The following is a 24,279-nucleotide window of genomic DNA, read 5'->3' as shown; positions in this document are numbered from 1 at the left end:
CCACCAACCCCGCCAACTCCACCAACCCCACCGGCCCCGCCGTTCCGCCCCGTCCACGCGACTCCCGAGGAGCACCGCACGTGAGCCTGATCCGCGCCGCCGTCCTGCCCGCCGTCGGCTCCCCGCTGGAGGTCACCGGCATCGAACTCCCCGAGCCGGGGCCCGGCCAGGTCCGGATCCGGCTCGCGGCCGCCGGTGTCTGCCACTCCGACCTGTCCCTCACCAACGGCACGATGCGGGTGCCGGTGCCCGCCGTCCTCGGCCACGAGGGCGCGGGGACCGTCGTCTCCGTCGGCGAGGGCGTCACCCATGTCGCCCCCGGTGACGGCGTCGTCCTCAACTGGGCGCCGTCCTGCGGTGACTGCCACCCCTGCTCGCTCGGCGAGGTCTGGCTCTGCGCGAATGCCCTGACCGGCACCGCGAACACCCACGCCCGCACCGAGGACGGCACCGAGCTCCACCCCGGGCTCAACGTCGCCGCCTTCGCCGAGGAGACGGTCGTCGCCGCGAACTGCGTCCTGCCCGTCCCCGAGGGCGTGCCGCTCGCCGACGCGGCCCTCCTCGGCTGCGCCGTGCTCACCGGCTGGGGCGCGGTCCACCACTCCGCCCGGGTCCGCGAGGGCGAGACGGTGGCGGTGTTCGGTGTCGGCGGGGTGGGGCTCGCGACGCTGCAGGCGGCCCGGATCGCGGGCGCCTCGACGATCGTCGCCGTGGACGTCTCCCCGGAGAAGGAGGCGCTCGCGCGGGCGGCCGGGGCGACCGAGTACGTCGTCGCCTCGGAGACGACGGCGAAGGAGATCCGGAAGCTGACGGGGGGCCACGGCGTCGACGTGGCCGTCGAGTGCGTCGGCCGCGCCGTCACCATCCGTACCGCCTGGGACTCCACCCGGCGCGGCGGCCGCACCACGGTCGTCGGCATCGGCGGCAAGGACCAGCAGGTCGCCTTCAACGCCCTGGAGATCTTCCACTGGGGCCGCACCCTCGCGGGCTGCGTCTACGGCAACTCGAACCCCGCCGTCGACCTGCCGGTCCTGGCCGGGCACATCCGCGCCGGGCGCCTCGACCTGAGCGCGCTCGTCACCGAGCGGATCACCCTGGACGGCATCCCGGGCGCCTTCGAGAACATGCTCGCGGGCAAGGGCGGCCGGGCCCTGGTGGTCTTCCCCTGACACGACCCGTACGCGCGGGGGCCCTTACCGGGCCCTCCGCGCGTCTAGGACCGGCGCCGCGCCGCGGATCGAGGGCGCGTCACAGGTCGCGTTCGCGTCACAGGTCGAGCACGAGGCGGCCGCCGCGCGAGCGGCCCACGCAGATCATCATCGTCGTCCCCGAGGCCTTCTCGTCCTCGCCGAGGACGGAGTCGTGGTGCTCGGGCGTCCCGGCGAGCACCTTCGTCTCGCAGGTCCCGCAGAACCCCTCCTCGCAGGAGTACGCGACCCCGGGGACCACCTCGCGCACGGCGTCGAGCAGGGTCCGGTCGGGCGCGACGCGCACGGTCCGCCCGCTCCGCCGCAGCTCCACCTCGAAGCCGTCGCCGGTCCCGGGGTCCGCCCCGGGGACGGCGGCCGGCGCCGCCCCGAACCGCTCCGTGTGCAGGGGACCCGGCCAGCGTTCCTCCACGGCCCGCAGCAGCCCCTCGGGACCGCAGCAGTAGACGGCCGTCCCCGCGGGCAGCCCCGCCAGGACGCCGTCCAGGTCGGGCAGCCCCGCCGTGTCCTGCGGGACGAGCGTGACCCCGGGGAGTGCGGCGAGCTCCTCGCGGTACGCCATGCCCGGCAGGCTCCGGCCCCCGTACAGCAGGGACCAGGACCCCGGCGGAAGCGAGCGGACCATCGGAAGCAGCGGGGTGATGCCGATGCCGCCCGCGATGAACAGGTACCGCTCGGCGGGCACCAGCGGGAAGCGGTTGAACGGCCCGCGCACCCCGAGGACGGTGCCCGCGCCGACGGCCGTGTGGACCTCCTCCGATCCGCCCCGGCCGTCACGCTCCCGCAGCACCCCGAGCCGGTACGTGCTCCGGTCCGCGGGGTCCCCGCAGAGCGAGTAGTGCCGGACCGCCCCGGACGGCAGGGTCACCTCCAGATGGGCGCCGGGCTCCCACGGGGCCAGCTCGGCGCCCGTGGGATCGGCGAGCACGAGCCCCAGGACGCCCTCGGCCTCGGGGACGACCGCCCGGACCGTGAGCCGGGCGGTGCGCGGGACTGTGGTGGACATCGTCACCTCGGGACTCGTGTCGGCGGCAGCAGCGGCTCCGGCCACACCCGGCACAGCGCCCCGTACAGCACGGCGGCGACCGCGAAGGAGGCCGGCAGGCTGAGGTCGACCCCGCCTGTCAGGTCGGTCAACGGGCCGGTGTAGAGCGGGTTGTTGACCCAGAGGACCCCGACGACCGAGCCGATCACGAAGGCCGTGGCCGCCCGCGGGTTGACCCCGCCGGTGTACCAGTACCGGCCGCCGCCACCCGTGGTGAAGGTACGCAGCGCCTCCGCGTCGTACCTGCCGCGGTGGAGCACGTACCCGACGAAGAGCACCGCCGCCCACGGGGCGACGACGGTGAGGAGCAGCGTCACGAACGCCGACATCGCGTCCATGGCGTCGTACACGACCGCACCGAGGTACAGCACGGCCGCCGCCAGCACCGCGACCACCGTGGTGACGGCGGCCCGTGAGGAGCGCCAGAACACCGAGTTGGCGGAGAGCCCGGCCGCGTACAGGCAGAGCCCGGCCTGCGGCAGGGTGCCCGCGAAGCCGAAGACGACCACCGCGACCGCGAACCAGCCGGGCACCGCGTCGGTCAGGCCCTGGAGCCACGGCTCGTCGGGGACGGGGAAGAGGGTCGTCACGTACGCGCCGGTGAGCAGCGCGGCGAGACTGCTGAGGAACATCGAGATCCCGCTGGCCCGCGCGACCCGGCCGGCGGGCGTGGAGGCGGGCATGAAGCGGGTGTAGTCGCCCTGGAAGGTGGCGTACGACAGGGGCACGGTGGCGGAGGCGGTCGCCGCGAGCAGCCAGGTGTGCAGGGTGCTGTCGAGCGCGAGCGTTCCGCCGGCGTAGCCCGCGTCGAAGTCCGGGGCGAGGACGAGCACGGTGCCGAGGAGGACCGCGCCGCCGGTGACCGCGGTGACCTTGTACGTACGGACGAGGGTCTCGTGGCCGCGTACGGCGACCAGCGCGACCGCGGCCGCCGTCACGAACATCGCGGCGGTCAGGGCCCCGGGGCCCGTGGGGGTGGAGAACAGCCGGTGGCCGGCGACCATGACGGCGGTGCCGCCCGTCCACACGGCGATGGCGAAGAAGCCGAGCGCGGTCACGACCGTGAGGACGTTGCCGACGACCCTGCCCCGTACGCCGAAGTGCGCGCCGCTCGACACGGGGTCGTTGGTGCCGGTCCGGACGCCGAAGCGGGCGAGCGGCGCGAGCAGCGCCGTGCCGACGGCCACGCCGACGGCGATGGCGCTCGCCGAGGCCCACCAGCCGAGTCCGAAGACGACGGGCAGCGCGCCGAGCACGACCGTGCCGAAGGAGAACTGGGCGGAGGGCCAGATCCAGCCGAAGTCGCCCGGGGTCGAGGTGCGTTCGGCCTCGGGCACCGGTGCGATGCCGTCGTGGTCGACGGCCGCACGGGGCGGCGTCGCGGTGGACGCCGCCCCGGTCGGTGTGGTGGTCATGAGGCGCCCCCGGACGGGGCGGTCCCCTGGACGGCCGCTTCGGTGGGGGCGGCCGCCCGGCTGTCGTGGGCGGGGTCGCGCTGCTCGGGGACGCTGAGGTCCCCGGGCAGCACGTCCACCACGCGGATGTCCGCGCACGCGGCTCCGGCCAGCCGCGCGCCGCTGGTCAGGTCGAAGGTCGTGTGGTGCAGGGGGCAGGTGATGCGCAGCCTGTCCCCGTCGACCCTGCCGTACTTGAGCCGGCCCCCGCGGTGGGGGCAGACGGCGGCCGCGAGGACCTTTCGGCCGCCGACCTCGACGAGGACCAGGTCCTCGGTCACCTGGCGCACGGTGGGCTCGTCGGAGCCCCGCCGCCGCCCCGCCGGCACGGCCGTCATGCGACGGTCTCCCGGGCTCGGGCGACGGCCGCCTCCGTGGCCGTGCCGACGATGTCGGAGGCCAGGCGCACGCCCGCCCAGATCTTCGCCAGGTCCGGCTCCTCGAGCGACCGGATCGCCGTGCGCATATGACTGCTGTGGTACGAGTCGATGTAGAGGTGCTCGGTGTAGTAGGCGTCGTGGCTGATCCCGAGCCGCCGCGCCGCCCGCGCGAAGCTCTGGAAGGCGTACAGCACACTCGTCTCGAAGTAGGCGTACGCGCCCAGGAAGTACTGGGGCGAGGGGGCCCGGCTCGCCAGCCAGTGGAACATGTTCACGTAGGCGAAGCACTCGGGGACCGTCTCGTCGAGGTAGTCGTCGAGCCGGAGGCTCAGGCCGAGCTCGGTGAGCAGGTCGCGGTAGAGCTGGGAGTGCGCCTTCTCCTCGTTGCCGCAGCCGAGTTCGTCGATGAGGACGCGGAAGACCGCCATCGCCGAGCGGTACGGCAGCCGGGGCACCACCGGGAGCAGCGACTCCGACTCGGTGAGACCGTCGAGCGCGAACTGCCGGACCACGACCTTGAACTGGTCGAGCGTCGCGTGCTCGGCGAGGAAGGTGGCGCTCTCGGGGAGCGACGCCTCCTCCTCGGCGAGGAACTCCTTGAGGGCCTGCAGGAGCTCGCCGGGCGAGCCGAACCGGGGCGCGGAGGCCTCGTACGCCCGCGCCTTGGGCAGGATCCAGCGCTCCTCGATCGCGGTCATCGACCCGTAGTCGCCGAGGTTGGGAACCCGCCGGTAGAGGCTGTGCAGCTCGCGCTGGGAGGTCGCGGCCGGGGCGGTGATCGAGTGCGCGGCCACCGGTACGGCGGACGGGACGGCCGCGGAGGGAGCGGCGGGGGTGGTGCTCATGCCGCCTTCGCCTCCTCGTGAACGGTCGGGGAGGAGATCACGCCGCGCACGTGCAGTTCCTTCTTGACCCAGCGGTACCAGTCGTCCTTGAAGACGCCGTACCGCTCGCAGACGGTGTTGATCTCCGCCTGCCGGTCGGGGGTCGGGTCGACCAGCATCGCGTTGCACAGCGAGGGTTCGAGGTTGGCCAGCGGGCCGATGAAGCCGTCGATGCCGCGGGCGTCGACGAGGAGGTTCTCCCAGCCCTCGAAGACCGGGATGCCGGTGCCGGCCTCGGCCATGTTCCGGGTGAACGCGGCGTCGCCGCTGGACTCCTTGATCCCGACGATCCCCGGTATCTCCTTGCAGATCCGGATCAGGGTGTCGAACTCGATGCGGTTGCCCGAGAGCGCCTCCTCGTTGTAGAGGAAGATCGGGATGTCGAGGGCCGCGCGGATCGCCTTGTAGTGCTCGACGATGTCGTCCTGCGTCACCTCGGCGCCGAACGGCGTGGTGACGACGACGGCGTCGGCGCCGATCGCGGCCGCCGTCCGGGCCCGGTCGATCACCGCGTCGGTGTCGGGGAGCTGGATGCCGGCGAGGACGGGCAGACCGCCCGCGTGCCGGACGGTGTACGTGACGACGTCCTGCCACTGCCGCGCGTCGAGCTTCCAGCCCTCGCCGGAGGTCAGGGCCGGCATGAAGCCGCTGACCTCGGCGCGGATGTGGTCCAGGAGACGGACGACGCTCTGCTCGTCGACGACGCCGTGCTCGTCGAACGGGGTGATCAGCGGGACGACGGTCCCGGAGTAGGTGCCAGGCATGAGGTGGGGTGCCCTTCGGAACGACTTCAGAGGATTTCGGAGACGACCTTCAGGACCAGCGACCGCCGGTAGAGGTCCTCCAGGTACGCCGGGAACGACGGCTCCTCGCCGGGGGCGGGAGCGCCGGCCGGGACGAGCGGGGCCAGCGGTACGACGGGCAGGCCGGCCGCGGCCCGGACGAGCCGGGGGCTCGCCGTGTGGAGCACGCCCCCGCGGCCGATGACCTGGGCGAGCAGCAGACGTTCATGAGCGGGCAGGCCGTCGAGTGCGGGCTCGGCGAAGGCCCGGCGGACGTCGTCCTCGGTGTAGGCGATCCGGTCGATCGCGAGGTCCGTGTGGAGGACGTCCATGAACGGGTAGTACTCGTCCTGCAGTTCGCGCTCGTAGCCCCACACGAGGTCGTCGCAGCGGCCGACCTGCTCCCAGCTCATGACGACCCCGCCGGCTTCCCCCGCGGCCAGCCGGCCGGCGAAGAAGGCCTTGGCGGCCACGCGGACCGCGTCGTCCTTGCTGTGCATGCCCATGAACGTGGTGGCGTCGATGAACACCACCGGGTCGGTGTCAGCCGGCATAGCGCTCGAGCACCTTCCGCATCCGCTCCATCGCGCCGGCGAACAGCTCCGGCTCGCGGGCCAGGGCCAGGCGCACGAAGCGCTCGCCCTTCTCCTTGGTGTTCCAGTAGAAGAACGTGCCCGGCAGGACATACACCTCCTCGTCGAAGAGGACGGCCTGGAGCTGGGTGGCGGTCAGGTGCTCGGGCTTGATGCGGAACCAGGCGACGCTGGTGCCGACGACCGGCTCCTGGAACTCCAGGATGGTGCCGCTGAGGGCGTTGCGGGCGGCCTCGCCGTTGGTGCGGATGATGTCGCGGACGGAGGCGAAGCCGTCGGTGATGGAGTCCTCGACGTACTGCGTGACCATGTTGAGCACGAACGGCGAGACGTTCAGGAGGACGCTGGTGTGGAGGTTGTAGACCTCCTCCTGGATGTTCCGGCTGGCCGTGATCATGGCGCACTTGGCGTCCTGGATCGGCCAGGTCTTGCCGGTGTCCTCCATGACCATGTATGTGACGCCGGACTCCTCGAGGAGCTGGTAGATGTCCACCCGGCCGATGCCCTCGTCGCAGAGCGCGAAGGACGCGAAGCAGAAGTCCATCACCAGGACCTTGTCGTGGTCCACGCAGTAGCGGACGACCTCGCGGAAGCCCTCCAGCTTCTCGGCGAGCAGGGTGAACCCGGTGGGGTTGTTGGGGTCGACGAGGTAGATCGCGTCCGCGGTGATCTCCTCGACCAGCCGCTCGTAGATCGAGTCCTTGTCGTGCAGCGCCGACTCGGCGAACGGGGCGATCGGCACCTGCATGTTGCGCAGCAGGTCGACCAGGTTGTCGAAGCAGGGCTCGACCAACTGCACCGACATCCCGCGCTGCTTGAGGAACATGCCGGCGACCATGGTCGACACGCTCGCGGAGTACGACAGGAGCGTGCGGCCCATGGCGCGGGCCGTGGGCTGCCGGTGCAGCCGGAAGAAGGCGTCCAGGAACTGCTGCTCGAAGTGCGCCTGCTGCTTCGACTCGGACTCGTGCCACAGCTCGGGAAGCCGCGAGACGATCCGCTCCTGGGAGGTGGACTGACGCTGGTGGGTGTGCGCGTCGGCCAGGTTGAACCGGGTCTTCAGGGCTTCGATCTCGTGCTGGGTGAGGTCGACGAACGTGCTGACGTCTGCCTTGTCGGTCAACGACATGAAGAACTCCCGCTGTCGATACGAATCTCCGTCCGGAATTCCGGCGGCGTGAATGACTGTAGGAGCTTCGAGCGGCCTTGCGAATAACGGCCGGGTCACGCAATTAATAATCACCGCGATGTTCTGCGGGCGAAAAAAAGGAACGACGGCCAGGCATTCCTCGTAAAGGAATGCCTGGCCGTCGTTCCGGTGGTGCGGCCGCTTTCTGCGGCGTATTCAACTATTCAGTGGCGGCCTTCAGCAGGATGTCCTCGAACACCTTCGGGTCGTCCGAGCCGATCACCGGCCAGCCGATGCCGTAGGCGCCCTCCCAGTCCACCTCGATGCCGGGGTTGGCGTGGTCGGAGCCGTCGGGCAGGAACAGGTGGGGGCTGCAGTCCACCCGGTCGCTCGCGGCGAGCGCGGCCTGGTCCGCGAGCGACCGGCGCGCGCGCCCGTCGTCCAGGGCCTCGGCGAGGGCGTCGACGTCGACCGCACCGGTCTCGGCGGCCACGTCCAGGATCACCTTGCGGTGGCTGATGCAGCGCGATTCGGCCCAGAAGGCCCGGCGCAGCCCGAGGTCGAGCTGTTCCGACGCGCGCAGGCTCTGCTCCTTGGCGGCGAGCACCGCCTCGAGGGCCGGCAGGGTCGTCGACGGGTACAGCCAGTCCTTGGCCTGCCAGAGCTGCCAGCCGGCGGCCGGCTCCAGGCTGGCCATCCGGGCGACCTCGCTGTCCGTGCCGGGGCGCGGGCTCGGGGCGTCGTTGAGCAGTTCGAGAGGGAAGGCGCGCAGGTCGAAGGCGACCTGCTCCTCCAGGCCGAGGCGGGCCCGGGTGGTGTGCAGCCGGTGGATCGCGATGTGCGCGAAGGAACACCAGATGTCGGAGAAGACGGTGACGACTCCGCGCGGCGGCGTCAGGTCGGCGGTGGTCGGGTCGGACATGGTTCTCCTCGGTTCGTGCGGGGATCTCAGGCGGCGGGGGGCTCGACGGCGTCGAGCGCGGCCTCGAGGTCGAGGTCGGCGTCGGGCAGCCAGGCGGGCAGGGAGGGGATGCGGGCCATCGCCTCGAAGAGCCGCGGTACGGCGGCCTCGCGGACGGTCGGCCCGTGGGCGCTCAGCAGCTTCGCGGGGCGCAGGGCGGCCAGTTCACGCACCGGCCGGAGGAATTTCGTCTCGTCGACCAGCGCGGTCCACGGGGCTATCGCCCGGTTCAGGACCTCGAAGCCGTGGAAGAACTCGGCCTCTGAAAGGTCGGTGAACTCGTGGCTGATTTCCTCGACGACGGTCCCGAAACTGTCGGAACTGTAGAGCGTTCCATCGGAATGGTCGAACACGGCGAGAGTCCCGGGTGAATCGAAAGTGGGCGGCCGGTGAAAACTGAGCTCGCGGTCCCCGACTTTCACGCGGCTTCCCGGGTTCGCGGTGACGACCCTTTCCTGCGGAATGCTGAACTCTTCCGATATTCGCGTCAGCGATATGGCGTTGGCCAGGACCTTCGCGTTCGGCGCCGCCTCCAGGATCCGGGCGAGGGCGCCGGTGTGGTCGCGGTCGTCGTGCGTGACGACCACCCAGCGCAGGTCGGCCGGCTCGATCAGCGACCAGAGGGAGTCCAGGAAGCCCTCCCGGTCGACGGGCATGCCGGTGTCCACGAGGATCGGCTCGCCCGAGCGGAGGAGGAAGGCGTTCACCGGCTGGTCGCCGAGGCCGGGTATGGGCAGCGCCGAGGGGAGGACGTGGAGGTCCGGCCCGGCGGTGTAGGACGCTTGCATGACACACCTTTCATGACGCACCGTGCGGGCCGTGGCCCCCGGGCGGGGTCCCGGGGGAGTGACGGCCTCGGTCAGACGAGCTGGATGGTCAGCGAGCCGGCGATCAGCAGGGCGAGGCCCAGGGTGCGCGGCTTGGTGAGGGAGCGCTGGGGGAGCTTGAAGAGGCCCTTGTGGTCGATCAGGGCCGAGGTGAGCTGCTGCCCGGTCACGGTGAGCGCGATGGTCACCGCGGCCCCGATCTCGGGGATGAGCAGGAAGGTCCCGGTGACGTAGGCGGCGGCGCAGGCGCCACCGAGCCAGCCCCACCAGGGCATCTTCTTCAGCGGGGCGATCTTGGGCTTCGGCGTCTTCCGGGTCGCGTACAGCACGAGCAGGACGACGGCGATGGTGAAGGTCGCCACGGCGAAGCTGATCACGGCGACGGTGACGGGCTGCTTGAGCTGGGCGCGCAGCTGGGCGTTGACGGCGCCCTGAATGGGCAGCACGGCGCCGGCGACGATGCCGAGGGCGAGCCAGCCGGCGCGGCCGGCGCTCGACATCTTGGGGGCGCCGGGCGGGGCCGCCGCCTTCATGCCCCGGATGATCACGACGATGCCGGCGAGGACGGCCACGGCGCCGATGACGATCCCGGCGCTCAGGTCCTGCTTCTCGAGGCCGAGGAGGCCGAAGAGGTCGAGCGCGAGCGAGGCGAACATCTGGCCGGTGACGAAGAGTCCGACGGCGGCGAGGGCGCCGAGCCGTGGGAAGAGCAGGATGCCGCTGGTGATGTAGAGCGGACTGGCGAGTCCGCCGAGCAGCTGCCAGGGCTCGACGTCGGGCAGCTTGCCGAGCGCGCCGAGCGCTCCGGCCGCCACCGCGAGCACGGTCAGCAGACCGGTCGCGACGCCGAGCTGGATGGTCGAGGCGCCGTACGGGGTGCCGACGGCCGAGTTGAGCTGGAGGTTCACCGAGGCCTGGACGGCCAGGAGGCAGCCGACCAGCAGGGCCGCGGCGAGGAGCGCGGTGTGCATCTGGATCTCCCTGGGGCGGGATGGCGAGCGGATAAGTGGACACTGAGTCCGTTTAGCATGCCACGCGACATGGCAAACGGACAAGGTGTCCACTTAGCTCCAGGGGAAGTAAGGTCTGGTCCATGAGCGACGAAGAGCAGCGGGGTCGTGGAGCCGCCTCCGTCCACCGGGTCGGCGGGCTCCTCGGTGATCTCCAGGCCGCGGACGAACAGCCGGTCGCCCCGCGCAGACGCGCGGACGCGGAGCGCAACCGTGCCCAGATCCTGGCCGCGGCCGAGCAGCTCTTCGCCCAGCAGGATCCGCGGACGGTCACCATGGACAAGATCGCCAAGGCCGCCGGGGTGGGTCGGGCCACGCTCTACCGGAGCTTCCCCGATCCCTCGTCGGTCGCCGTCGCGCTGCTCGACGAGCACGAGCGCCGGCTCCAGGGGCAGCTCATCTACGGCCCGCCGCCGCTCGGCCCCGGCGCGCCGGCGGGGGAGCGGCTGGCGGCGTTCTACCTGGCGATGCTCGATCTCCTGGAGCGGCACCTGCCGCTGGCCCTCGGCGCGGAGACCGGTCCCGCGCGCTTCCGGACGGGTGCGTACGGCTTCTGGCGCGTGCACGTCCGCACGCTGCTCGTCGACCACGGGATCCAGGACCCGGACCCGCTGATCGACATCGCGCTCAGCCCGCTGTCGCCCGAGCTCTACCAGTTCCAGCGGCACGAACTCGGTCTGTCGACCGAACGCGTCGGCCGCTCGCTCGCCGACTTCGCGCGCCAGCTGCTGCGTTCGGGGGAGTGAGGCGGGGCGCCGCACGGCGCCGGCGACCCGCCGGACGCCGCTTCCCGGGCCGCCCCGCGGGCGGCCGGGATCGGGAAGGGCCTAGGAGTGTCGTGTCGGTCAGGCCGGGCTCGCGGGGGCCCCGGGCCGTCTCCCGGCCGGGTGGACCAGGCCCGGGAGGATCAACTTCCAGATGCGGTCCAGCCGTTGCTCGGCGGGGCCGTGCAGGGCGCCGGTGTCGGCGCTCCTCGGGTCCTCGGAGGGCCAGCACTCGTCGGACGGGCCGTTGGGGCAGCGCATCTCCAGCTCGACCCCGGTGATCACATAGCCGATCAGCGCGGCGACCGCCGTCGCGTCCACGCCGGGACGCAGGGCCTTCTCGGCCTCCGCGTAGCGTGCCAGGCGCGCCACCTCGCGCCGCCAGGGGCAGTCCCGGGAGAACCCCGGGTCGGCTAATTGGAGTTCCCGCGCCAGGCGTTCACCGGCGCGTGCCGTCGGATCGGTCTCGAAGAGCCGTATCAGCGCGTGCGTGGCGATCACCAGCTTGTCGATCGCGGTGCCGCCGACGCCCTCCGTGGACAGACACGCCGACTCGACCGTGATCCGGGTGGCGGCGTGCGCCCGCCCGTGGACCGCCGTCGCGAGCTCCGCCTTGGTCGCGAAGTGGAAGACGAGCGCGCCGGTCGTCACCCGGGCCTCGCCGGCGATCCTGGCGAGCGAGGCCCGCTCGTACCCATGCCTGTCGAACACCCGTGCGGCCGCCGACAGGATTTCCTGTCTTGTGCGTTCTGCCCGCTGCTGAATCGCCATGACTCCCCCGTCGGCTTGCGAGAAGGGGCCGGAGCGTGATGTTCCGGCCCGCGCCTGTGACCGACTCGAAACTATCCGGCCGGGGAGTCACGAAACGTGTCCTCTCGTCCCACCGGCCGAAACTGGGGCTTGACGGGCATCTCCCCTCCAGGTCGCGGGCGCACACCCGGCGCCGGGGGCGTGTGAAGTGTCCGGAACCGGAGCCATGCCCTGTCAGGTGGATTCGGCCGTTCCGGCGCCGGCGGCCGTCCGCGCCCGTGAACGGGATACAGCCACACCCGCCAGGCACAGCGCGCCCCCGGCGAGCGTGAGCGGACCCGGCAGCTCGCCGAGGAACAGCCACGCCATCAGCACCACCAGGGCGGGCACGGCGTACGTCGTCGCGCCCATCCGCCCCGCGGTCGTCCGGGCCAGGGCGTAGGCCCAGGTCGTGAACGCGAGCGCGGTCGGGAACACTCCCAGGTAGACCATGTTCAGGGTCGCCGACAGCGGGGCCCGGCCCGCCTCGTCGACCAGCTGCCCGGCGAACGGCAGGCAGGCGACCGCCCCGACCAGGCACCCGAACGTCGTCACCTGGAGCGCGCTGCCGTGGGCGAGCGCCGGCTTCTGCGCCACGACCCCGCCCGCGTACGCGATCGCCGCCAGGAGGCAGAGGAACACGCCGAGCAGGGAGGCGTGCGCGCCGGAGGAGGCGCGGGACATGGAGAGGCCCACGACCACCGCGCCCGCGAAGGAGACCGCCATGCCCGCGAGCAGCCGCGGCGGCAGGGACTCCTTCAGGAAGCGGGCGCCGAGCAGCGCGATCAGGATCGGCCCGATGTTCACCACCATCGCCGCCGTGCCCGCGTCGACCTCCTGCTCGCCCCAGTTGAGCACCACCATGTAGACGCCGAACCAGAGCAGGCCCGAGACCAGGATCCCCGGCCAGGCCGCCCGGGGCGGCAGTCCCTCCCGGCGGACCAGGAGGACGGCTCCGAGGACCAGGGCGCCGGCGAGCAGCCGACCGAGCGCGAGCGCGCCGGGGGAGTAGGCCTCTCCCGCGCTGCGGATGGAGACGAAGGCCGAGGCCCAGAGGACGACCGTGACACCGGCGGCGGCGAGGGCGAGCCGCGAGGATTGCTTCTGCATGGCTCGACCGTAGGGCGCGAACCCTTCGGCGCTCACCGCAATATCCCGGGCCGGGCGCCGCCGCCCCGCGGCAGCCGCCTCATCGCAGCTCCTCCGGGGCGATCCCCAGGTGCGCGTGCAGCGCGCTCTCGCCCCGCCCGGTCACCTTCACGGCCCGCTCGGACCCGATCCGCACGCACCACTCCTCGTCCAGGGCGTGCCGGCACAGCGCGGCGCCCGCGAGCCCCGCGAGGTGCGGCCGGCGCTCGGTCCAGTCGAGGCAGCCGCGCGCGACCGGCCGCCGCCCCCGGCACACGAGCGGGACGCCCAGCTCGTCGAACCAGGCGAGCCCCCGGTCCGTGAGCGCGAACCCGGTGTCCTGGCGCAGCAGTCCGCGGACCGTCATCGCCTCGGTGATCGCGATGCCGAGCCGCCCGGCGAGGTGGTCGTAGCAGGTCCGGCCCCTGGCCATCGCCCGGCCGGCGCTCGCGGCGCCCAGCGAGCGGGGCGGCGCGGGCACCGCGGGCTCGGACCGGGCGGCCAGGTCCTCGACCAGGTGCGCGATCCCGGGGTCGGCGAGGCGCACGTACCGGTGACGGCCCTGCCGTTCCTCCGCGAGCACCCCGCCGGTGACGAGCTTCCCGAGGTGCTCACTCGCGGTGGACGGGGCCACGCCCGCGTGCCGGGCGAGTTCCCCTGAGGTCCAGGCCCGCCCGTCGAGCAGGGCGAGCAGGAACGCGGCGCGGGTCTCGTCCGCGAAGAGCGCCGCGAGCGCGGCGAGGTCACTGGCTGCCATGCGTCCACCCTCCCGCACGCACGCTTCGGCGGGGGCCGAACCGTCCTGTCGAACTGTCCTACGGGGTGGAGGGGCGGGCTCCAGGCTGCACATCGGACGAGGGGGCTCCGGGCTGTTCCGCGGGCGGGCGTGCTCCAGGCTCCGCCGCGGGCGGGCGTGCTCCAGGCTCTGCCTCGGAAGAGCGGGCTCCGGGCCCCGCCTCGGACAGGCGTGCTCCAGGCCCCGCCTCGGACGGGCGGGCTCCGGGCCGCGCCTCGGACGGGCGGGCCTGGCCCTCGTACTGGAGCCGCAGTCCGTCGAGCAGCGCCCGCAGGCCCGTGGTGAACGCGCCCTCGTCGACCTTCTGGCGGTGCTCGGCGAGGCGGTGCGCCTGGCCGAGGTGGGGGTAGTCGGCCGGGTCGTAGGCCGCCTCGTCGTCGACGAAGCCGCGCGCGAACGAGCCGAGCGCCGAGCCGGTGATGAAGTACCGCATCAGCGCGCCGATGGAGGTGGCCTGGGCCGGCGGCCAGCCCGCGCGGACCATCGCGCCGAAGACGGCGTCCGCGACGCGCAGCCCCGCCGGGCGGCGGCCGGGGCCCTGGGCGAGGACCGGGACGATGTGCGGGTGGTCGGCGAGGGCGGCGCGGTAGGAGACGGCCCAGTCGTGCAGCGCCGTCTGCCAGTCGCGGCCGTCCTCCTCCGCGAACATCGACAGGTCGATCTTCGCGCTCACCGCGTCGGCGACGGCGTCGAGGATCTCGTCCTTGGTGCGGAAGTGGTTGTAGAGCGAGGGTCCGCTGACCCCGAGTTCGGCCGCGAGCCGCCGGGTCGAGAGCGCGTCGAGGCCCTCCGCGTCGACGAGCGCGCCCGCCGTCTCGACGATGCGGTCTCGGCTGAGCAGGGGCTTGCGCGGTCGGGCCATGGCGCACATAGTAGGCCTGCACCAAGAAAACTAGCAGTGGTAATTAAACGGTCGGGTGAGGTGGGCGCCGCATGAATCTGGAACTCAGCGAGGAGCAGGAAGCCGTACGGCGGCTCGCCGAGGACTTTGTCGCGCGCGAGGTCGCCCCGCACGCCGTGGCGTGGGACCGGGCGGAGGAGGTGGACCGGGCGATCGTGAAGAAGCTCGGCGCCGTCGGCTTCCTCGGACTGACCGTCCCGGAGGAGTACGGCGGCTCCGGCGGCGACCACCTCGCGTACTGCCTCGTCACCGAGGAACTCGGGCGAGGCGACTCCTCCGTGCGCGGCATCGTCTCCGTCTCGCTCGGCCTGGTCGCCAAGACCGTCGCCGCCTGGGGCACCGAGGAGCAGAAGCGGGAATGGCTGCCCCGGCTCGCCTCCGGCGAGGCGCTCGGCTGCTTCGGCCTCACCGAGCCCGGCACCGGGTCCGACGCGGGGAACCTCGTCACACGGGCCGTCCGCGACGGCGACGACTACCGCATCAGCGGCACCAAGATGTTCATCACCAACGGCACCTGGGCCGAGGTGGTGCTGCTCTTCGCCCGCACCAACGACACCCCCGGACACAAGGGCGTCTCCGCCTTCCTCGTCCCCACCGACACCCCGGGCCTCACCCGTCGCGCCATTCACGGCAAGCTCGGCCTGCGCGGCCAGGCCACCGCCGAACTCGTCCTCGAGGACGTCCGCGTCCCCGCCGCCGCGATGCTCGGCCCCGAGGGCAAGGGCTTCAGCATCGCCATGTCCGCCCTCGCCAAGGGCCGGATGTCCGTCGCCGCGGGCTGCGTCGGCATCGCCCAGGCCGCCCTCGACGCGGCCGTCCGGTACGCCGGGGAGCGCGAGCAGTTCGGCCGGCCCATCGCCTCGTACCAGCTCGTGCAGGAGCTGATCAGCGACATCGCCGTCGACGTGGACGCCGCCCGGCTGCTCACCTGGCGGGTCGCCGACCTGATCGACCGCGGCCTGGACTTCGCGACCGCCGCCTCCAAGGCGAAGCTGTACGCCTCCGAGGCCGCCGTCCGTGCCGCGAACAACGCCCTCCAGGTCTTCGGCGGCTACGGCTACATCGACGAGTACCCGGTCGGGAAGCTCCTCAGGGACGCCCGCGTCATGACCCTGTACGAGGGCACCAGCCAGATCCAGAAGCTCATCATCGGGCGGGCGTTGACGGGGGTCTCCGCGTTCTGACGCCGCCCAGGATCCGGGCCGGGGTCTCCGCGTTCCGACCCTGTCCGGGTCCCCGGCCCGCTCTTCTGAGTACCCCGCTGAGTACGAGGACGGATGTGGCACCGGCCACATCCGCCCGATGCTGGGCCCATGAGTGACACACCGGTCAAGCAGCAGAACACCGCCGCCTACTACGCCCAGGCCGTCGCCTCCTTCTCGCTCGCCCTCGGGGCCGTGGCCATCGGGATCTACCAGCTGGAGGCCAGCGCCTGGGTCCGCGCCTTCCTCGCCGTCGCGGTCCTCTACCTCACCACCTCGGCCTTCACGCTCGCCAAGGTCGTCCGCGACCGCCAGGAGGCCGGGCAGATCGTCAGCCGGGTCGACCAGGCCCGCCTCGAGAAGCTGCTCGCGGAGCACGACCCCTTCCAGAAGCTCTGACCGCTCGGCGGGCCCCGAGCCGCCCCACTCGCTCTCTAAGCGCTTGCTCACCCTCGTTGGTATGGTGTGCGTCCTGACGGGGTCCGAGAGGGAGTGTGGGATGAGCGCGGCGGAGGAGACGCCCGGCGGCGAGGACATGCCCTGGGGCGAGGTCACGCCCGAGGCGGCCCGGCGACTGCTGGTGGCCGCCGTCGAGGCGTTCGCCGAGCGCGGCTACCACGCCACCACCACCCGGGACATCGCGGGCCGCGCGGGGATGAGCCCGGCCGCGCTCTACATCCACTACAAGACCAAGGAAGAGCTGCTCCACCGGATCAGCCGCATCGGCCACGACAAGGCCCTGGAGATCCTCCGGGCCGCGGCCGAAGGCGACGGCACGGCCGCCGAGCGCCTCGCCGACGCCGTGCGCTCCTTCGTCCGCTGGCACGCCGAGCGCCACACCACCGCGCGGGTCGTCCAGTACGAGCTCGACGCCCTCGGCCCCGAGCACCGGGCCGAGATCGTGGAGCTGCGCCGCCGGTCCGACGCGGCGGTGCGCGGCATCATCGACGAGGGCGTGGCGGCGGGCGAGTTCGACGTGCCGGACGTCGCGGGCACCACGGTCGCCGTGCTCTCGCTCTGCATCGACGTCTCGCGCTGGTTCAACGTCCAGGGGCGCCGGTCGCCCGACGAGGTCGGCGCGCTCTACGCCGACCTCGTCCTCAGGATGGTCGGCGCTCAGAAGTAGTAGCGGGAGACCGACTCGGCGACGCAGACCGGCTTCTCGGAGCCCTCGCGCTCCACCGTCACGGCCGCCGTCACCTGCACACCGCCGCCGGCCTCCTCGACCTTCGTCAGGACGGCCGAGGCGCGCAGGCGCGAGCCGACCGGCACGGGGGCGGGGAAACGCACCTTCTCCGTGCCGTAGTTGAGGCCCATCTTCATGCCCTCGACCCGCAGCACCTGCGGAACGAACAGCGGGAGCAGCGACAGGGTCAGATAGCCGTGCGCGATGGTCGTGCCGAACGGACCGGTGGCCGCGCGCTCCGGGTCGACGTGGATCCACTGGTGGTCCCCGGTCGCCTCGGCGAAGAGGTCGATCCGCTTCTGGTCGATCTCCACCCAGTCGCTGTGCCCCAGCTGCTCGCCGACTCCCGCGCGCAGTTCCTCCGCGGAGGTGAAGATCCTCGGCTCGGCCATGTTCCTGGTCCCTTCTGGTCCGGTACGCCCCACCCGGTACGGCATACCCAACGGTCGGTATCTAAGCGCTTGCTCAGCATGTGGGGTGAGGAGGCCGCTGTCAACGGACCAGTAGGGTCCTGGGGTGCCGCAGATTCCAGAGAAGATCCACGAGCTCACCGTCGGCCAGCTCTCCGCCCGTAGCGGGGCAGCCGTCTCCGCCCTCCACTTCTACGAGGCGAAGGGGCTCATCAGCAGCCGCCGCACCACCGGCAACCAGCGCCGCTACGGCCGCGACACCCTGCGCCGGGTCGCCTTCGTCCGCGCCGCGCAGCGCGTCGGGATCCCGCTGGCGACGATCCGTCAGGCCCTCGCCCAGCTCCCGGAGGAGCGCACCCCCACCAACGAGGACTGGGCCCGGCTCTCGGCGGCCTGGCGCACCGAGCTGGACGAGCGCATCAAGCAGCTGGGCCGGCTCCGCGACCACTTGACGGACTGCATCGGCTGCGGCTGCCTCTCCCTGGAGACCTGCGTGCTGTCCAACCCCGACGACGCCTTCGGCGAGCGAATGGCGGGCTCCCGCCTGCTGCCGGTCCGCAACCCCGCCCCGGACGGCGACGAGGCCTAGGGCGCGGGCTGCCGGTCAGGCCGGGCTCGGCCTAGCTGGTGCCCTGCCGACCAGACCGGGCTCGGCCTGACGGGTTCCCTGCCGATCCGACCGGGCTCGGCCTGACGGGTTCCCTGCCGATCCGACCGGGCTCGGCCTGACGGGTTCCCTGCCGATCCGACCGGCTCGCCCTAGCGGGTGCCCCGCCGATCGGACCGGCCTCGCCCTAGGGGTTGCCCTGCCGATCGGACCCCGCGAGCCGGGCGCGATCGGCGGGACGCCCCTGGCCCGCGAGGGCCGCGGCGACCAGCTCCGCGTTGGAGCGCGCCCAGGTGCCGTCCGGCAGCAGCACGGTGTCCTCGAGACCGATCCTGGCGGCGAGGCCCAGCCGCCGGGCGAGCCGCAGCACCGGCCAGGCGCCGGCGTCCTCGCCGTGCAGCAGCACCGGGACGCCGGGCGGCGGTTCGAGGCCGGACAGGACGGCGCGCGAGGCCTCCTCGGCCCCGGTCCCCGCCGACGGGTACGGGACCTTCACGAGGACCCGTCGTACGCGGGGCGCGAGCGGCGAGCGGGCGAAGCGCTCCCGCCCGTCGCTACCGGCCCAGAGCCCGGCCTCGACCCCGATCCCGCGCTCCAGGAGCACCGCCGCCACCTCCTCGGCCCCGGGCTCGTGCCAGTCGACCGACACCAGGTCGGGCAGCACCTCCCAGGACCGGATCCGCTCCGCCCGGCGTCCTACGTCGGGCTCGGCGGCCGCGGCCGTCGTGACCCCCACGCCTCCGCCCACCGCCGCCCGGACCGAGGCCAGGACGGGGCCGAGCACGCGGGGCGAGAGCGACGTGCCTCCGCAGGGCGTCCGGGGATGCACCCGCACCTCGCCCGCGCCCGCCGCCACCGCCCGCGCGGCGGACTCCGCGAGCGACTCGGGCGACATCGGCACCGCCGCCGAATCGCCGTGCCCCCGTGCTCCGTTGAGGCAGACCTGCAGCACCGGCACCCCCGGCGGAACCCACGGCACGCCGGGTTCCCGCGGACTCACGCCGCCGACGCCAGCGAGCGGTTCCGCTCCCCGCGCGCGCGGGCCAGCGCCCCCGAGGTGAGGACCGCGCGGGGCACACCCACCCCGCAGTCCCCGCAGACGGGGCCGAGCCACGGCTCGTGCGTGTCCCCGGGACCGGCCCACGCGATGCGCGGCCCCGCGCACACCGGGCACCGCTCGCCCGGGTCGCCCTCCAGGGCCGTGATCAGCCGCCGCAGCACCTCGGGCAGCGGGTCCGACGGGTGCACGGCCGGATCGCCGCACCGCACCACGCCGTTGCCGCCCCAGACCCGCCGGTGCCAGTCGTCGAGGGAGCCGAGCCGGCGCAGCCCCTCGTGTTTCTCGCGCCGCCGCCGGGCGGCGAACTCCTCCTCGTACGCGAGCCACACGGCCCGCGCCTCCTCCAGCTCGTCGAGCGCGGCGATCAGCCGCCCGGGGTCGAGCTCCCGGTCCTCCGGTCCGAACCTGTGCCTGCGGCACAGGTGGTCCCACGTCGCCCGGTGTCCGTACGGCGCGAACCGCTCCAGACACTTGCGCAGCGAGTACCTGCGCAGGGCCGTGTCGCACCCCGGATCGCGCACCTGTCTCGCAAGACTCCGGAAACCGGCCATCTCCCGCCACCTCCGTCGCTGGTCGTTCCGCGATATCAGAGGGACGAACGAGCGCCCCGCCGTGTTCCATCGAAATTCGGATGGCTGCCATCAGCGGGGGCCGAGAGGCACCGGAGGAAGGGCGGAACGGAAGAGTCCGGCGAGGCGAGCGGACGCCTCGGGCGGCCGGACGGCGAGCTTCCGAAGCGGCTCGGGAAGGCGGCCGTACCCCCTCCTACCTGCCCGTCCGTGCCGCCGACACCACCACCCGGGCGAGTTCCGCGCGGCAGATGTCGCTGTGCGAGCGGACCACGTCCGCCGTGTCGACACTCACGCACCCGGAAGCCGGCACTCCGTCGCGCAGCACCGCCGCCAGCGGCCGTACGACCGTCCCGGGCACCGCATGGACGCCGTCGTGCCCGATCGCCGCCCAGCGCGGGTCGTCCGACCCGAGCAGGCCGGCGGCCCGGGTCAGCGACGCCGAGTCGCCCGCGAGCCGGGACGCCAGCGGGTAGAACACGCCGAGCGCCGTGTCGTGCCGCGAGTAGCAGGCCACCACGGGTCCCCGGACCCGGTTCTGCAGGTCCCGCAGCGCGCCCGCGCGCCCGGGGTCGTGCGGCAGCCTGGTCGCGAACGCGTAGTGCGAGAAGGCGCCCTGGAGCAGGGTCACGGAGGCGACCGGACGGGCCCCCGACGGCAGCCCCCTCAGCGCGTACGCGACGAGCCGGGCGCCCATGCTGTGACCGACCAGGTGGACGCGGACCCGGGGGGCGGCGCGGGCGACCTCGCCGAGCAGCGGCCCGAGGCCGGACTCGCCGACGCGACCGGCCCGCTTCTTCATCACGTAGTACGTGGCCTGCCGCAGGACCTCCCGGGCCCCCTTCCAGTACCGCCCGAGACCCGCCCGGAAGCCCTCCGCGGGGCCGAAGCCCCCGTTCGGGCCGGATCTCTCCACGACGCCGAAGCCCTCGTCCTGGCCCAAGCCCCCCGCGGCGCCGGCGTCCGCCTCCAAGGCCTCGGTGAACAGGGCGCACACCTCCAGCGGGTCCGCGACCAGGAACGCGGGCACCGGCTCCCGGGGACCGGCCGCGCCCGCCCGGCCGTCCCCGTCGACGGCCACGTCCGCCAGCTCCCGCAGCAGCGCGCCGAACTCGGCGAACGCCGCCTCGTCCGCCGGGGCCGTCGCGAGGAGTTCGGTGAGCCGGTCGAGGACCGGCTCCTTCTCCGGAAGGACCGTCACGAGGGCCCGGTAGTCGGGCACCGGCTCGCCGGTGAACATCATCGACGGCCAGATCACGCCCGCGTACCCGGCCTCGACACCGGGGGCCAGCAGACCGGGGAACGGCCCGAAGAAGTCGGAGCACAGCCGGGTGGCACCGGCAGGGGAGCTGTTCCACCCGTGCGCGAACACCACCAGGTCGGTGAGGCCCTGCCGGGCCAGAGCGGCGAGGGCCGCGGGCTGCCCCGCGGGCCCGTCGCCCTCCTTGTCGAAGGTGATCTCCCGGTACGGCTCCACACTCATCCCGGTCACGGCCCGACCCGCCCCTCTCCTCGAGGTGGCCGTCGCACCCGGACGCGCCCAGCGCGGGCGGCGGCTCAAGGGCCAGCATGCCCGCGCGTGGCCCCGGCCAGACCTCGACCGGGAGGCGTACCTTTTCGGACGGACCGTGGCCGAGTTCCGTACCGTCTCGGCCGGCCCGTCCGTGTCTCCCGCCTCAGCGGACGCGCGCCGCCGTGATCCGGGGGAAGTGGATCAGCAGGTCGTACGAGGTCGCGAGGCGCGCCTCGTGCACGGCGTCCGGCCAGGGGTACGCCGTCCCGATGCCGCGGGTCGGCCGGGCGGTGCCGAGCCAGTCGCGCGCGGCCGGTGTCGTGCGCCGCAGGTCCAGGTAGAACGCGCCGGGCGAGACCCGGTCCAGGGTGTGGGCGTTGCTGTCCGGACCCAGGGCGCCGACGGTGAAGGGCCGCAGCGGCTCGCCGGGTGCCTCGGTGTCGTGGGCGTTGAACGAGCCCTGCCCGAAGGAGGCGCCCACGCTCACGTAGTCCCGGCCGAGCGCGTCGCGCAGGAAGGCGCCCTGGATCCTCGGGTACTGGTCGGGCTTCGGGGTCTCGTAGCCGACGTGCCCGTTGTGCGCGGAGAGCACGATCCGGTCGCCGGTCTGCCGCTGCCACCACACGGTGTTCTCGGCCATCACCCGGTCGCGGTAGAGCATGGCCTGGGCGATCCCCGCGTCCGTGAACATGTCGTGGGCGTACTCGGTGCCGACCTGGGCGATGGCCCGGGCGTGCTGCACCGCCCACTGGGCCGCCTCACGCGCGCGGGGGTCCCGCGCGGGCCGCTGCCGCTCCAGGAGGGCGAGCGCCGTGTTCACGTCGGCGGCCATCCGCTGCCGCTCAGGGCGCGGCCTGGTCATGTACCCCTTCATCCAGTCCTCGACCGTGCCCGTGGGGCGCGAACCCCGGTACAGCTCCTCGAAGCGGGGGAGGAGGGCGGGGTGGACGCGGGCCACGTACGAGGTCACGCGGTCGAAGAGGTTCGCGCCCGCGTAGCCGAGGTCGTTGCCCATGAAGCGGACCTGGTGGTCGGGGTGGAGCTGGTTGTGCCGCCGCATCCAGCGGAAGAGGTCGAGGTACTCCTCGGTGTTCCAGAGTCGGTACGACTCCTGGAACTCGTCCCGCATGATCGCCCGGATGTCGCCGCGCCCGGTGCGCACCCACTCGTCGACGAGCAGCCCGGTGGACCAGTTGGCCTCCAGGGCGAAGGTGGTGAAGCCCTTGCGCTCCACCAGGTGCTCGAAGATCCGGTGCTTGGCGGTGAAGAACTCCGCCGAGCTGTGGGTGGCCTCGCCGACGCCGACGACCTTGGCCGAGCCGATCATCCGGTCGAGCGGGCGGAGATCGGTGAACGGCTCCGCCGTGCGGGCGAGTTCCCGTGCGGGATCGGGAGCGGCCGGGGGCCCGGCGGCCCCGGCGGCGGGCGCCAGGGAGCCGAGGCAGGCGGCCAGGAGGAGCCCGACGAGGGGCAGTCGGCGTCGTAAGAAGGAGCTGGATAGGTTCATGGGCCAAGCCTGGTCGGCGGGCCGCCGCCGGGACATCCCGCCCGCACCCCGGTCGATCATGGGGACAACCCCACCCGCCGCGACCGCCGCGGGGACGCTGAACACCGGCGCCGACCCCGCTCGGCGCCGACCCTCCCGGCGCCGCCGACCCCCCGGCTCCACGGCGACCGATCTCCGCGCCGACCGGCCTCAGCGGTAGACCAGGTACTCCCTCCGTACCGCCCGGAACGCCGCCAGGTCCGTCTGCCACGCCCCGACGACCTCGTCCACCCCGGCGCCCGCGTCGATCAGGGTCCGCACCCGCGTCGAACCCGTCAGCTTGTCGATCCAGTTGTCCGCCCGCCAGGCGAAGCCGGACCACGAGCTCCGGGCGGTGACCAGGAGCCCGATCCCGGCCCGTACCGGATCGAAGGACTCCCGGTCGTCGACGTGCAGCTGCACCCCGCCCACGGTCTTCCCCTGGAACTTGGAGAAGGTCGGCGCGAAGTACGCCTCGCGGAACCGGACGCCGGGCAGGCCGAGCGCGTTCGCCGCCTCCGCCCACCGCCGGTCGATCCCCTCCGCGCCGAGGAGTTCGAAGGGGCGGGTGGTGCCGCGGCCCTCGGAGAGGTTCGTCCCCTCGAAGAGGCAGGTGCCGGAGTAGACGAGCGCGGTCTCCGGCGTCGGCATGTTGGGGCTGGGCGGCACCCAGGGCAGTCCGGTGGCGTCGAAGAAGTCCGTGCGCCGCCAGCCCGTCATCCGTACGGTCTCCAGGGCGACCGGCGTGGCGAGGAACTCGCCGTTGAAGAGGCGGGCCAGCTCGGCCACCGTCATGCCGTGCGCCTGCGCGATCGGCTCGCGCCCGACGAAGGTGGCGAACGCCCGGTCCAGGACCGGGCCCAGCGCCGCCCGCCCGGTCACCGGGTTCGGCCGGTCGAGGACCACGAACCGCTTCCCGGCGAGCGCGGCGGCCGCCATGCAGTCGTACAGCGTCCAGATGTACGTGTAGAAGCGGGCGCCGGCGTCCTGGATGTCGAAGACGACCGTGTCCACGCCGGAGGCGGTGAAGACGTCCGCGAGCGGCTGCCCGCTCTTCAGGTACGTGTCGTAGACGGGCAGCCCGGTCGCCGGGTCGTCGTACCGCCCCTCGGAGCCGCCCGCCTGCGCGGTGCCCCGGAAGCCGTGCTCCGGGCCGAAGACGGCCACCAGGTCCACCCGTTCGTCGGCGTGCATCACGTCGACGATGTGCCGGGCGTCCCGGGTGACGCCGGTCGGGTTGGTGACGACACCGACGCGCTCCCCGGACAGCAGCGCGTACCCGTCGTCGGCGAGCCGCTCGAAACCGGTCCGCACGCGCGCGTGCCCGTGCTGCCGCTCCTCCGCCGACGCGGTGGGCGAGCCCGTCGCCGCCGTGGGGGCGCCGGCCGAAGCGGTCGGCGCGGTGGCCGCCACCGCCCCGAGCGCGCCTCCGGCGGCCAGCAGACTCCGTCGCGACAGGCCCATGCGAAACCTCCTCGATCGCCGTCCCCGGCCGGGGCGCGTGACATGGGCACGCACGCTAGCGGTCCTGACCGCCCACGGGAACGAGGCAAGCG

Annotated in this window: 25 protein-coding genes and 1 pseudogene; 6 read left to right on the top strand and 20 right to left on the bottom strand. The window is 73.2% G+C overall.

The features are described from left to right. Positions 1-86 precede the first annotated feature (86 nt). Entirely contained in the window at positions 87-1,169 is a 1,083-nt protein-coding gene (locus AMK27_RS30295) for a Zn-dependent alcohol dehydrogenase (RefSeq protein WP_073915491.1), read from the top strand. A 97-nt stretch (positions 1,170-1,266) separates the two neighbouring features. On the opposite strand, the gene AMK27_RS30290 is transcribed toward AMK27_RS30295, so the two are convergent. The 10 genes from AMK27_RS30290 to AMK27_RS30245 form a co-directional block, all read right to left on the bottom strand. Next, positions 1,267-2,214: a PDR/VanB family oxidoreductase gene (locus AMK27_RS30290; RefSeq protein WP_073915238.1), complete on the bottom strand. Its 948-nt coding sequence runs from the start codon at positions 2,212-2,214 to the stop codon at positions 1,267-1,269. A gap of 2 nt (positions 2,215-2,216) precedes the next feature. Beyond that, positions 2,217-3,668, bottom strand: coding sequence for a purine-cytosine permease family protein (locus AMK27_RS30285; protein ID WP_073915235.1), 1,452 nt, complete (start codon positions 3,666-3,668; stop codon positions 2,217-2,219). Then, positions 3,665-4,045: a Rieske (2Fe-2S) protein gene (locus AMK27_RS30280; RefSeq protein ID WP_079188636.1), complete on the bottom strand. Its 381-nt coding sequence runs from the start codon at positions 4,043-4,045 to the stop codon at positions 3,665-3,667. Before AMK27_RS30280 ends, AMK27_RS30285 begins: the two co-directional genes overlap by 4 nt. Continuing rightward, positions 4,042-4,932 (bottom strand): iron-containing redox enzyme family protein, encoded by an 891-nt coding sequence (locus tag AMK27_RS30275; RefSeq protein ID WP_073915232.1) that lies wholly within the window; start codon positions 4,930-4,932, stop codon positions 4,042-4,044. The genes AMK27_RS30280 and AMK27_RS30275 overlap by 4 nt, the downstream gene beginning before the upstream one ends. Then, entirely contained in the window at positions 4,929-5,735 is an 807-nt protein-coding gene (locus AMK27_RS30270; RefSeq protein WP_073915229.1) for a dihydrodipicolinate synthase family protein, read from the bottom strand. The genes AMK27_RS30275 and AMK27_RS30270 overlap by 4 nt, the downstream gene beginning before the upstream one ends. A gap of 26 nt (positions 5,736-5,761) precedes the next feature. Then, positions 5,762-6,307, bottom strand: coding sequence for a DUF6190 family protein (locus tag AMK27_RS30265; RefSeq protein WP_073915226.1), 546 nt, complete (start codon positions 6,305-6,307; stop codon positions 5,762-5,764). After that, entirely contained in the window at positions 6,297-7,475 is a 1,179-nt protein-coding gene (locus AMK27_RS30260; protein ID WP_073915223.1) for an aminotransferase class I/II-fold pyridoxal phosphate-dependent enzyme, read from the bottom strand. Before AMK27_RS30260 ends, AMK27_RS30265 begins: the two co-directional genes overlap by 11 nt. A gap of 220 nt (positions 7,476-7,695) precedes the next feature. Then, the gene (locus tag AMK27_RS30255; RefSeq protein ID WP_073915220.1) at positions 7,696-8,397 is read right to left on the bottom strand and encodes a DsbA family oxidoreductase; all 702 of its coding nucleotides are present in this window, start codon (positions 8,395-8,397) and stop codon (positions 7,696-7,698) included. A 26-nt stretch (positions 8,398-8,423) separates the two neighbouring features. Continuing rightward, positions 8,424-9,224: an MBL fold metallo-hydrolase gene (locus AMK27_RS30250; RefSeq protein WP_073915217.1), complete on the bottom strand. Its 801-nt coding sequence runs from the start codon at positions 9,222-9,224 to the stop codon at positions 8,424-8,426. A 71-nt stretch (positions 9,225-9,295) separates the two neighbouring features. After that, complete coding sequence (locus tag AMK27_RS30245; RefSeq protein WP_073915214.1) at positions 9,296-10,234, bottom strand: DMT family transporter; 939 nt, start codon at positions 10,232-10,234, stop codon at positions 9,296-9,298. Positions 10,235-10,356: 122 nt separating this feature from the next. Here AMK27_RS30245 and AMK27_RS30240 point away from each other — a divergent pair, with 122 nt between their 5' ends. Further along, the gene (locus AMK27_RS30240) at positions 10,357-11,019 is read left to right on the top strand and encodes a TetR/AcrR family transcriptional regulator (protein WP_073915211.1); all 663 of its coding nucleotides are present in this window, start codon (positions 10,357-10,359) and stop codon (positions 11,017-11,019) included. A 99-nt stretch (positions 11,020-11,118) separates the two neighbouring features. On the opposite strand, the gene AMK27_RS30235 is transcribed toward AMK27_RS30240, so the two are convergent. The 4 genes and pseudogenes from AMK27_RS30235 to AMK27_RS30220 form a co-directional block, all read right to left on the bottom strand. Next, complete coding sequence (locus tag AMK27_RS30235; RefSeq protein WP_073915208.1) at positions 11,119-11,808, bottom strand: TetR/AcrR family transcriptional regulator; 690 nt, start codon at positions 11,806-11,808, stop codon at positions 11,119-11,121. Positions 11,809-12,021: 213 nt separating this feature from the next. Next, the gene (locus AMK27_RS30230) at positions 12,022-12,936 is read right to left on the bottom strand and encodes a DMT family transporter (protein WP_073915205.1); all 915 of its coding nucleotides are present in this window, start codon (positions 12,934-12,936) and stop codon (positions 12,022-12,024) included. A gap of 79 nt (positions 12,937-13,015) precedes the next feature. Then, a complete protein-coding gene (locus tag AMK27_RS30225; RefSeq protein ID WP_073915202.1) occupies positions 13,016-13,711 on the bottom strand; it encodes an ArsR/SmtB family transcription factor in 696 nt (231 codons plus the stop codon). 253 nt (positions 13,712-13,964) lie between these two features. Then, a pseudogene (locus AMK27_RS30220) lies at positions 13,965-14,621 on the bottom strand (TetR/AcrR family transcriptional regulator); the annotation flags it as partial. 62 nt (positions 14,622-14,683) lie between these two features. Between AMK27_RS30220 and AMK27_RS30215 the strand changes: the two are divergent. From AMK27_RS30215 to AMK27_RS30205, 3 genes are all read left to right on the top strand, one after another. Beyond that, positions 14,684-15,835 carry an acyl-CoA dehydrogenase family protein gene (locus tag AMK27_RS30215; RefSeq protein WP_073915199.1) on the top strand — a complete coding sequence of 384 codons (1,152 nt, stop codon included), beginning with the start codon at positions 14,684-14,686 and terminating at the stop codon, positions 15,833-15,835. A 129-nt stretch (positions 15,836-15,964) separates the two neighbouring features. Further along, a complete protein-coding gene (locus tag AMK27_RS30210) occupies positions 15,965-16,252 on the top strand; it encodes a YiaA/YiaB family inner membrane protein (RefSeq protein ID WP_073915196.1) in 288 nt (95 codons plus the stop codon). Between the two features lie 100 nt (positions 16,253-16,352). After that, positions 16,353-16,979: a TetR/AcrR family transcriptional regulator gene (locus AMK27_RS30205; protein ID WP_073915194.1), complete on the top strand. Its 627-nt coding sequence runs from the start codon at positions 16,353-16,355 to the stop codon at positions 16,977-16,979. On the opposite strand, the gene AMK27_RS30200 is transcribed toward AMK27_RS30205, so the two are convergent. Then, complete coding sequence (locus AMK27_RS30200) at positions 16,970-17,431, bottom strand: MaoC family dehydratase (protein WP_030315866.1); 462 nt, start codon at positions 17,429-17,431, stop codon at positions 16,970-16,972. The genes AMK27_RS30205 and AMK27_RS30200 overlap by 10 nt on opposite strands. A 124-nt stretch (positions 17,432-17,555) precedes the next feature. Here AMK27_RS30200 and soxR point away from each other — a divergent pair, with 124 nt between their 5' ends. Then, positions 17,556-18,038, top strand: coding sequence for a redox-sensitive transcriptional activator SoxR (gene soxR, locus AMK27_RS30195; protein ID WP_073915192.1), 483 nt, complete (start codon positions 17,556-17,558; stop codon positions 18,036-18,038). 205 nt (positions 18,039-18,243) lie between these two features. On the opposite strand, the gene AMK27_RS30190 is transcribed toward soxR, so the two are convergent. From AMK27_RS30190 to AMK27_RS30170, 5 genes are all read right to left on the bottom strand, one after another. After that, positions 18,244-19,008, bottom strand: a complete 765-nt coding sequence (locus tag AMK27_RS30190) for a 3-keto-5-aminohexanoate cleavage protein (protein WP_079188642.1) — start codon at positions 19,006-19,008, stop codon at positions 18,244-18,246. 44 nt (positions 19,009-19,052) lie between these two features. Next, the gene (locus tag AMK27_RS30185) at positions 19,053-19,667 is read right to left on the bottom strand and encodes a hypothetical protein (protein WP_073915190.1); all 615 of its coding nucleotides are present in this window, start codon (positions 19,665-19,667) and stop codon (positions 19,053-19,055) included. A gap of 214 nt (positions 19,668-19,881) precedes the next feature. Beyond that, positions 19,882-21,168: an alpha/beta hydrolase gene (locus AMK27_RS30180; RefSeq protein WP_073915188.1), complete on the bottom strand. Its 1,287-nt coding sequence runs from the start codon at positions 21,166-21,168 to the stop codon at positions 19,882-19,884. Positions 21,169-21,361: 193 nt separating this feature from the next. Then, positions 21,362-22,705 (bottom strand): erythromycin esterase family protein, encoded by a 1,344-nt coding sequence (locus AMK27_RS30175; protein ID WP_073915186.1) that lies wholly within the window; start codon positions 22,703-22,705, stop codon positions 21,362-21,364. A gap of 189 nt (positions 22,706-22,894) precedes the next feature. After that, positions 22,895-24,187 carry an exo-beta-N-acetylmuramidase NamZ family protein gene (locus tag AMK27_RS30170; RefSeq protein ID WP_073915184.1) on the bottom strand — a complete coding sequence of 431 codons (1,293 nt, stop codon included), beginning with the start codon at positions 24,185-24,187 and terminating at the stop codon, positions 22,895-22,897. Positions 24,188-24,279: the final 92 nt, after the last annotated feature.

The organism is Streptomyces sp. CB02009 (genome assembly GCF_001905825.1).
GTDB lineage: Bacteria > Actinomycetota > Actinomycetes > Streptomycetales > Streptomycetaceae > Streptomyces.
The sequence above is the reverse complement of the archived record's forward strand: the minus strand, read 5'-3'. Positions and strand labels throughout refer to the sequence as shown.

Coding starts and splice junctions, on each gene's coding strand:
- AMK27_RS30290 (WP_073915238.1), bottom strand. CDS start 2,214: ATGTCCACCACAGTCCCGCGCACCGCCCGGCTCACGGTCCGGGCGGTC.
- AMK27_RS30285 (WP_073915235.1), bottom strand. CDS start 3,668: ATGACCACCACACCGACCGGGGCGGCGTCCACCGCGACGCCGCCCCGT.
- AMK27_RS30280 (WP_079188636.1), bottom strand. CDS start 4,045: ATGACGGCCGTGCCGGCGGGGCGGCGGCGGGGCTCCGACGAGCCCACC.
- AMK27_RS30275 (WP_073915232.1), bottom strand. CDS start 4,932: ATGAGCACCACCCCCGCCGCTCCCTCCGCGGCCGTCCCGTCCGCCGTA.
- AMK27_RS30270 (WP_073915229.1), bottom strand. CDS start 5,735: ATGCCTGGCACCTACTCCGGGACCGTCGTCCCGCTGATCACCCCGTTC.
- AMK27_RS30265 (WP_073915226.1), bottom strand. CDS start 6,307: ATGCCGGCTGACACCGACCCGGTGGTGTTCATCGACGCCACCACGTTC.
- AMK27_RS30260 (WP_073915223.1), bottom strand. CDS start 7,475: ATGTCGTTGACCGACAAGGCAGACGTCAGCACGTTCGTCGACCTCACC.
- AMK27_RS30255 (WP_073915220.1), bottom strand. CDS start 8,397: ATGTCCGACCCGACCACCGCCGACCTGACGCCGCCGCGCGGAGTCGTC.
- AMK27_RS30250 (WP_073915217.1), bottom strand. CDS start 9,224: ATGCAAGCGTCCTACACCGCCGGGCCGGACCTCCACGTCCTCCCCTCG.
- AMK27_RS30245 (WP_073915214.1), bottom strand. CDS start 10,234: ATGCACACCGCGCTCCTCGCCGCGGCCCTGCTGGTCGGCTGCCTCCTG.
- AMK27_RS30240 (WP_073915211.1), top strand. CDS start 10,357: ATGAGCGACGAAGAGCAGCGGGGTCGTGGAGCCGCCTCCGTCCACCGG.
- AMK27_RS30235 (WP_073915208.1), bottom strand. CDS start 11,808: ATGGCGATTCAGCAGCGGGCAGAACGCACAAGACAGGAAATCCTGTCG.
- AMK27_RS30230 (WP_073915205.1), bottom strand. CDS start 12,936: ATGCAGAAGCAATCCTCGCGGCTCGCCCTCGCCGCCGCCGGTGTCACG.
- AMK27_RS30225 (WP_073915202.1), bottom strand. CDS start 13,711: ATGGCAGCCAGTGACCTCGCCGCGCTCGCGGCGCTCTTCGCGGACGAG.
- AMK27_RS30215 (WP_073915199.1), top strand. CDS start 14,684: ATGAATCTGGAACTCAGCGAGGAGCAGGAAGCCGTACGGCGGCTCGCC.
- AMK27_RS30210 (WP_073915196.1), top strand. CDS start 15,965: ATGAGTGACACACCGGTCAAGCAGCAGAACACCGCCGCCTACTACGCC.
- AMK27_RS30205 (WP_073915194.1), top strand. CDS start 16,353: ATGAGCGCGGCGGAGGAGACGCCCGGCGGCGAGGACATGCCCTGGGGC.
- AMK27_RS30200 (WP_030315866.1), bottom strand. CDS start 17,431: ATGGCCGAGCCGAGGATCTTCACCTCCGCGGAGGAACTGCGCGCGGGA.
- AMK27_RS30185 (WP_073915190.1), bottom strand. CDS start 19,667: ATGGCCGGTTTCCGGAGTCTTGCGAGACAGGTGCGCGATCCGGGGTGC.
- AMK27_RS30180 (WP_073915188.1), bottom strand. CDS start 21,168: ATGAGTGTGGAGCCGTACCGGGAGATCACCTTCGACAAGGAGGGCGAC.
- AMK27_RS30175 (WP_073915186.1), bottom strand. CDS start 22,705: ATGAACCTATCCAGCTCCTTCTTACGACGCCGACTGCCCCTCGTCGGG.
- AMK27_RS30170 (WP_073915184.1), bottom strand. CDS start 24,187: ATGGGCCTGTCGCGACGGAGTCTGCTGGCCGCCGGAGGCGCGCTCGGG.